Annotated in this window: 5 protein-coding genes and 1 pseudogene; all 6 read left to right on the top strand. The window is 66.1% G+C overall.

All coding sequences use genetic code 11. From position 1 onward, the window contains the following. Nucleotides 1–248 precede the first annotated feature (248 nt). Nucleotides 249–2333, top strand: a complete 2085-nt coding sequence (locus ACFVXE_RS15810) for a SpoIIE family protein phosphatase (RefSeq protein ID WP_389671710.1) — start codon at nt 249–251, stop codon at nt 2331–2333. Between the two features lie 601 nt (nt 2334–2934). Then, on the top strand, nt 2935–3384 hold the full coding sequence (locus tag ACFVXE_RS15815) for a helix-turn-helix domain-containing protein (RefSeq protein ID WP_389671711.1): 450 nt from the start codon (nt 2935–2937) through the stop codon (nt 3382–3384). A gap of 45 nt (nt 3385–3429) precedes the next feature. Then, a complete protein-coding gene (locus ACFVXE_RS15820; protein ID WP_389671712.1) occupies nt 3430–3741 on the top strand; it encodes a hypothetical protein in 312 nt (103 codons plus the stop codon). 555 nt (nt 3742–4296) lie between these two features. Continuing rightward, nucleotides 4297–4518: a hypothetical protein gene (locus ACFVXE_RS15825; protein WP_389671713.1), complete on the top strand. Its 222-nt coding sequence runs from the start codon at nt 4297–4299 to the stop codon at nt 4516–4518. Nucleotides 4519–4950: 432 nt separating this feature from the next. Further along, a pseudogene (locus ACFVXE_RS15830) lies at nt 4951–5175 on the top strand (IS3 family transposase); the annotation flags it as partial. A gap of 587 nt (nt 5176–5762) precedes the next feature. Continuing rightward, nucleotides 5763–7056: ice-binding family protein (locus tag ACFVXE_RS15835; RefSeq protein ID WP_389671714.1), on the top strand; the 1294-nt coding region annotated here is incomplete at its 3' end.

Genomic DNA, 7056 nt, shown 5'->3' on the forward strand with positions numbered 1-7056 from the left:
CCTGGTCGAAGCCCATGAGTGGCTTCGATCGACGCGGGTGGCGGGAGCGAAGCGCCGTGGGAACACCAACCGCCTGGCGGTCCGCAGTCGTGCCGGGGGCTGATCGGGTACCCCGACGCGGCGTGGCGGTCCATCGGCACGCCGCTCGGGCAACCTGGGTGATGGAGGTGATCTTTGTGGCGGATGAGAACGCGATGCGCCGGCCGTCGGCGGGTGGGGACGCGGGTGGCTGGGTGGGAGAGGCGATCTTGGATGACTTGTTCACCCGGTCACCGGTAGGGCTGAACGTTCTGGATACGGAGCTGCGGCTCGTGCGGGTCAACACCGTCACGGGGGACGTGCGCGGTGTGGCGGTCGAAAGCCTGGTCGGGCTGCATTTCGCCGAGGCATACGACGGCATGTCCGCGCCCGACGAGGTGGAGGCAATGCTCCGTGGTGTGCTGGAGAGCGGCGTGCCCGTGCGCGCGTATCTGGTCCGCATTCGGCTGGCGGCCGAACAGGGGCGGGAAAAGATCCGGTCGGTGTCGGTGTTCCGCCTGCAGGATCCGCAAGGGACGGTCCTCGGACTGGCTGTCACGGTGGTCGATGTCACGGAACAGGAGCAGGCGCGTGCCCGGCTGCGTGTCCTGAATGCCGTGCGCGAGCGTGTGGGTCGGACCCTGGACGTGATCGCCACCTGTCAGGAGCTGGTGGATGCCTTGGTGCCCGGCTTTGCCGACGTCGCCGTGGTGGAAGTCGTGGATGCCGTGGTACGCGGCGAGGAGTCCCCGACAGGGCCACTCGCTCAGGATGTTGCTCTGCGCCGTGCCGCCTTCCGCGCCCGCGACGGCCAGCAGGCACAGTCCGCCCATCCGGTGGGCGACGTGCGGAGCCTCAACTTGCTGACCCCCTACGCGCAGGCCCTGAGCGACTTCCGTCCCCGCCTCGTGGCCTTGAGCCCCGACAGCCCCTGGCTCGACGCCGACCCCGCCAGGGCCGGGGCGATCCGCACATCCGGGGCGCACACACTCATCGCGGCGCCGCTGACTCTGCGCGGAACGGCCCTGGGAGTGCTGAGCGTCTACCGGACCGGCGGGTCCGATCCCTACAACGAGGACGATGTCGGCCTTGCTCTCGATGTGGCCTCCCACACCGCCCTGTGCATCGACAACGCCCGCCGATTCACCCGCGAGTACACCATCGCCGCGACAGTCCAGCGCCATCAGCTGCCCCGCTATCCCGCCTCACACAGCACCGTCGAGACCGCCCACCTGCACGTGCCCGGAGCCAGCGGCGGGGGAGGCTGGTTCGACACGATCCCCTTGTCCGGCGCCCGCACCGCCCTGGTGGTCGGAGAGGTCACCGGCCGCGGCATCCAAACTGCCACCACCATGGGACAGTTGCGCACCGTCATCCGCTCCCTGGCCGCACTGGACCTGCAACCCGACGAGCTCCTCGCGCGCCTCAACGACACCGCAGCCTTCCTGGCAGCAGAGCGCGCGGCTCTGCCCTCCAGCGACCCCCTGCACCGACAACCGTTCTCGGCGAGCTGCGTGTACGCGGTCTACGACCCGGTCACCCGCACGTGCACCTTCGCACGGGCCGGGCACACCACCCCCGTGATCATCCGCCCCGACAGCAGCACCGAGGTCCCGGACAGCACCCCAGGGCCTCTCCTGGGCAGCGCGGAAGGTCCCCCCTTCGCCGCCACCACCACCGACCTCCCCCACGGCAGTACCCTCGTCCTCTACACCTCCGCGACCCTGCCCACACCCCCCGCCGATTCCGACGGTGCCCCCGCACTCCTGCGCGACGTCCTCGCTCAACCCGGCCGGCCCCTCCAGGACCTGTGCGACGCCATCCTCTGCATCCTCCGCAGCAAGGACCGCCCCGGCGACGCCGTTCTCCTCCTCGCCCGCACCCGGCCCTTCCCCGCCCACTCCCTGGCCACCTGGTTCCTCGACCACGACCCCACAGCAGCAGCCACCGCCCGCGGACACACCCGCCGGACACTCGCAGAGTGGAACGTGGACGAAGACACCGCTTACGCAGCCGAACTGATCGTCAGCGAACTCGTCACCAACGCGATCCGCTACGGCGCCCCGCCCCTGCAACTACGCCTCATCAAGAACCGCACCCTTACCTGCGAAGTGCACGACGACAGTGCTACCTCCCCCCACCTGCGCCACGCCCGCACGGTCGACGAAGGGGGACGCGGCCTGTTCATCGTCGCTCAACTCGCCCGACGATGGGGCACCCGCTACACCACCGAAGGCAAGACAGTCTGGAGCGAACAGACCCTCTCCACTCCGGCCTCCCCTCACTCTGAGCCGACAGCCGGCTCCGTCGACTAAACGGCGATCCGTTAGGTCATGGATCTTCATGCTCTTCCTCACCGCAGACGGGTCCAGGCATCTGGCACGGAAATGGCACGTGACGCTTGAACTGGTCCAGACAACAAAGAAGCCCTGGGCCGCTGGCCTGGGGCTTTTGCATGGAGCGGGTGACGAGAATCGAACTCGCGCTCTGAGCTTGGGAATCACCCGGCCCTTGACCCTGTGTATGGACTCTGACCTGCTGAAATGCGCCCCGATGGTCAGGTCCTGACTGCTAAGTCAATTCCTTTGGTGACCGCTGTTTACCGCTTCTACTGGCACGTTGTGCACGGCCTCTTGCGCGGTGACAGGGGGAGACATTGGCAGGGGGCGTGCGTTGCCCAGCGCGCTGGTGTGGTTCGCCGGGATGCCCGGTGGCGTGGGCGTCAGCTTTGCCTGTGGTGCTCACGTATTCGTTCGGAGGGCCTCCACGGGTCGATGGCCCGCAGATCGGTGGGCAGGCCAAGTAGCTCCGGCGGGAAGCGGCAGATCCCGTCTCCCTTGGGGTTGCCGCACCGAGCCCTCAGGTTACAGTTATTTCAGATGAATCGGTCGGTGGGGTCAGTGATTGGAGGCGACCATGGCTCGTTCCAGCGTTCTTGCCCGTGCCGAGAAGGTAGAGCCGAATCCCTCTCACCAGGGCGCGCTCGCGGCGACTGCTCGGATGGCGCCGGAGGCGGTCGAGGTGTTGGTGCGCACCCGGGATGGCAGCGAACTCGTGCTGCCTGGGGAGCTGGTCCGCCTGCTTCTGGCCTCGGCCGGTGAGCTTGCCCGTGGGCATGCGGTGACGGTCTTGGCGTCCGAGGTGCAGCTGTCGCCCGCTGAGACCGCTGAGCTTCTGGGTCTGTCTCGGCCGTTCGTCGCACGCTTGCTTGATGCCGGCGACATCCCCTCGGCGAACCTGCCGGGCAGTAGCCACCGGGTGGTCCGCCTTGCGGACGTGCTGGCATTCCAGCGGCAGCGTGAGCGCCGCCGAGAGGGGCGGCGCCAGATCGCAGATGTCTTGGAGGGCGTCGATCCGCCCTATTGATCCGGGCGTCACGGGTAGCCGTCGAAGTGAAGAATGAGGGGGAGCGTGGCAGCGCGGGTCTTTGTGGACACCAACGTCCTGTTTCCGTTCTCGGTCATGGACGTGATGCTGGCCCTCACCGAGGATGCTATCCACGAGATCGTGTGGTCCGAACGGCTGCTCGCGGAGTGGGAGCGGGTCATCGTCCGGGAGGGAAAGCGTTCCGCGAAGTCGGCTGCCGCAGTTGCCCAAGCCGTCCGGCGCTTCTTCCCCGACTGCGAGATCGAGGCCGCGGTATACGGGCACCTCGTGGATGAAATGCCGGGTGATGACCCCGACGACCGGCATCACTCGGCGGCAGCGGTGCCGACGCGCTGATCACGTGGAACCTTGCCGACTTCCCTGCCGATGATTTGGCCGAGCGTGGAGTGCGAGTAATCGACCCGGATTCGTACCTGTGCGGGCTGTACAAGGAGTTGCCGCACGAGGTGGCGGAGACGGTAGTCAGACTTGTCGGAGAGAAGCGCAACCCGCCAGCCACCCTCGCTGATGCCGTCGCCCGTCTCGCGAAGGCTGGCCTACCCGTCTTCGCCGACCTGCTGGCGGGACACCTCGGGCGCCGAATGAGGTGACGCGAGGGCTGGCGGTGCGAAGGAGGTGCCGAACCCCTGAAGCGGACCAGACAACAAAGAAGCCCTGGGCCGCTGGCCTGGGGCTTTTGCATGGAGCGGGTGACGAGAATCGAACTCGCGCTCTGAGCTTGCGAATCACTGATCGCTTGAGAGCGATCGAGGCGCTGACCTGGGGAAACGGCCCCATATGGAGTGATCTGAGTAGTGTCTGAGTGGCTCGTGGTGACCGCTGTTGACCGGTCATTCTGGTGCCAATCTGGTGCGCTACGGTCGTCCTCGACGGGCCTGGGAGGGGGCGGTCGTGGACGTCGTGGAACTGATGGGATGGTCGGCCGAGCGAGGATGCTCGGTAGTCTTCAAGGCTGATGGTGAGCGCGGACAGGGGCACCGTTGGATGGAGATCGTCTCCGGCGGCGCTCTGGGGACGGAGGGCTTCTTCAGGGCTGATCTGCCGTCCGCCGAGGCGTGCCTTGAAGCCACACTTGAGCACTTGGCGGGCCGGCAGATTTCACCCTTCACCTGAGCTTGGGAATCACCGTGCTTCTGACGGCCATTACCGACTGAGCAGCAGTAGCGGGCACCAAGAGGCGTCAGGGGCATCTTCCGACCCTGAGGCCAGTCGCTATTCGCCGCCGGCAGGCCCGCAGTACGCCGCGTGCAGCCGGGAGTGCGAGTTCATCTGGTGCAGAGAACGCTGTCACCTCAGCATCTGCACGATCGACGGCGATGGTCCACTCCACCTTCGGCGGCTTCGTCACCTCGATGGCCGGCTGGGCATCCACATGATGTCGATGCCCCGACGGGCCACCACGCGCCCACGGGACCGTGTAACAGCACCGCGCCGCCTGGGCCCATGAGGAGATCGGCGAGTGCCTCGGTGGCATTGCTGCCCCGCACGCTCTCTGTGTTGAGAGCAACTTCCCCACCGCCTACGGCCGTGAGAGTCGTCGCCGGCGTCGGAGCGGCCGGCGACAACGCGGCCATGGAGTCCTTCTTCAGCCTGCTGCAGAAGGACGTCCTCGACCGCCGCACGTGGGCCATCCGCCAGGAACTGCGGATCGCCATCGTGACCTGGATCGAGAAGACCTACCACCGGCGCCGTCGACAAGCCGCACTACGACGACTGACCCCCGTCGAATGCGAAACCGTCATGACCACACCGACCCACTGGGCCGCGTGACTGAACCTGTCACCCAACCCTGCATCAGACCCTGAGACGTCGGTGCCCTGCTCGGTGACAACCTGGTCTATGTACTCGCACATTCCTCGCGCTCGATGGTGCAGAAGGCGCCGCTTGACGAGATGGCCTGCGGATAGTCCGCATCCTGGCTGGTAGGCCGTTCTACCTCCCGAGCGAACTCCGATGCATCGTCGTATCGAATGCAATCACTGCTCGGACGCAGGGACGTCTGGATGATGGGGAAGGGGGGTGCATCTTTCCCGTACCTGGCGTGGGCGTGGGACCAGAGTGCTTCACGGAAGGCAATGCTTCCGGAACTGCGGGGTCGGCGTGTCACCTCCCGTAACTTTATTTGATATTCCGATCGTGTCTGACTGCGTCCGCTGAAAGTCACCCATATGGATCGCGCATTTACGTTCTCTGTGATTCCTCGCCAGTTAATCTGAATCCAACCTCTTTCCCGGGATCGCCGAGCAGGCCATTGAAACCCACGGCGCATGTCAGCGAGCAGAGGTTCCGGCTCGCGGCAACTCGACAAGGGCAGCAAAAAACATTCACCGCATTTTCCTAGAGGAGTAGGCCTCTCGATGACGCAGAACATCTCCGGTGCGCATCAACGGCGCGCAATGCCCGCCTGGATCGCGACGATCACCACGGCGTTGATCGCTGCTACCGCAGTGGTAATGGTGCCGACACAGGCAAATGCCATTACCACCCCCATTCCTCTTGGTGCTGCCACCGACTTCGCGGTGCTGGGCGGCGGGGCTGTCACCAATACCGGTTCTTCCGTGATCAGCGGAGATGCCGGGGTCTCGCCGGGGAGCTCAGTTACTGGATTTTGTGCCCCGCCACCGCCCGCAATTCCTGCCTCTCCGCCGTGTGCCAATGTGGTCAATGGGACCGTCCATGTGACAGACGGGACGGCCAACGCTGCCCATGCCGCACTGCAGAATGCGTACACCGTCGCCGCAGCCCGGGGCCCCGTCGATGACACCCTTGACTCGGACCTCAATGGTGCAGGCGGCCCGACGGGGCTGGCTCCGGGCTTGTACGACTTCGTCCCCGGCGTGGTCCTGAACACGGGTGTTCTCACATTGAACGGCGGCCCCGACGCCGTCTGGGTATTCAAAGTCCCATCCGCACTGACGCTGGCATCCGGCAGCCGAATGCAATTCACAGGCGGCGCTACGGCATGCAATGTCTTCTGGCAGATCGGGAGTTCCGCCAGTTTCGGCAGCGACTCCTTCTCCGTGGGCACCTTCATGGCCCACACCTCGATCACCATGGAGAATAGGGCGGTGGTCGAGGGTCGAGTTCTGGCCGGTGCTGTGGACGAATCAGGGCTCGTGTCGCTGATCACCAACACGATCACCCGGCCGACTTGTGGGTCCGCCAGTAGCGGTGGCACCACCAGTAGCGGTGGCACGACCACCAGTGGGGGGCTCCTCAGCGGCGGCCTCGTCAGCGGTGGCCTCCTGGGCGGACCCATCGTCGAGGTCACGAGCGGTGGCACCGCGGGCAACATCGCCGGCAACACGTCCGGCAACACGTCCGGCAATACCTCGGGCAACACCGCCGGGAACACCACATCGGGGAACACCGAGGGCAACACCGCCGGGAATGCCACCACCGTCGGAAACACCGGCGGTGGGCACGGCGGCAAGCCTGGCCATAAGCATGAGGGTGCGCACGGTAGGCCCGGTCATGGCGGGCAGCCTGGCGAGCAAAACTACGGCTACGGCGACAAGCCCAAGGGTCAGTGGGGTGGCAAGGGCCACGAGGGTGGCAAGGGTCAGTGGGGTGGCAAGGGCCACGAGGGTGGCAAGGGTCAGTGGGGTGGCAAGGGCCACGAGGGTGGCAAGGGTCAGTGGGGTGGCAAGG

It is taken from the genome of Streptomyces sp. NPDC058231 (assembly GCF_042882275.1).
Classification (GTDB): Bacteria; Actinomycetota; Actinomycetes; order Streptomycetales; family Streptomycetaceae; genus Streptomyces.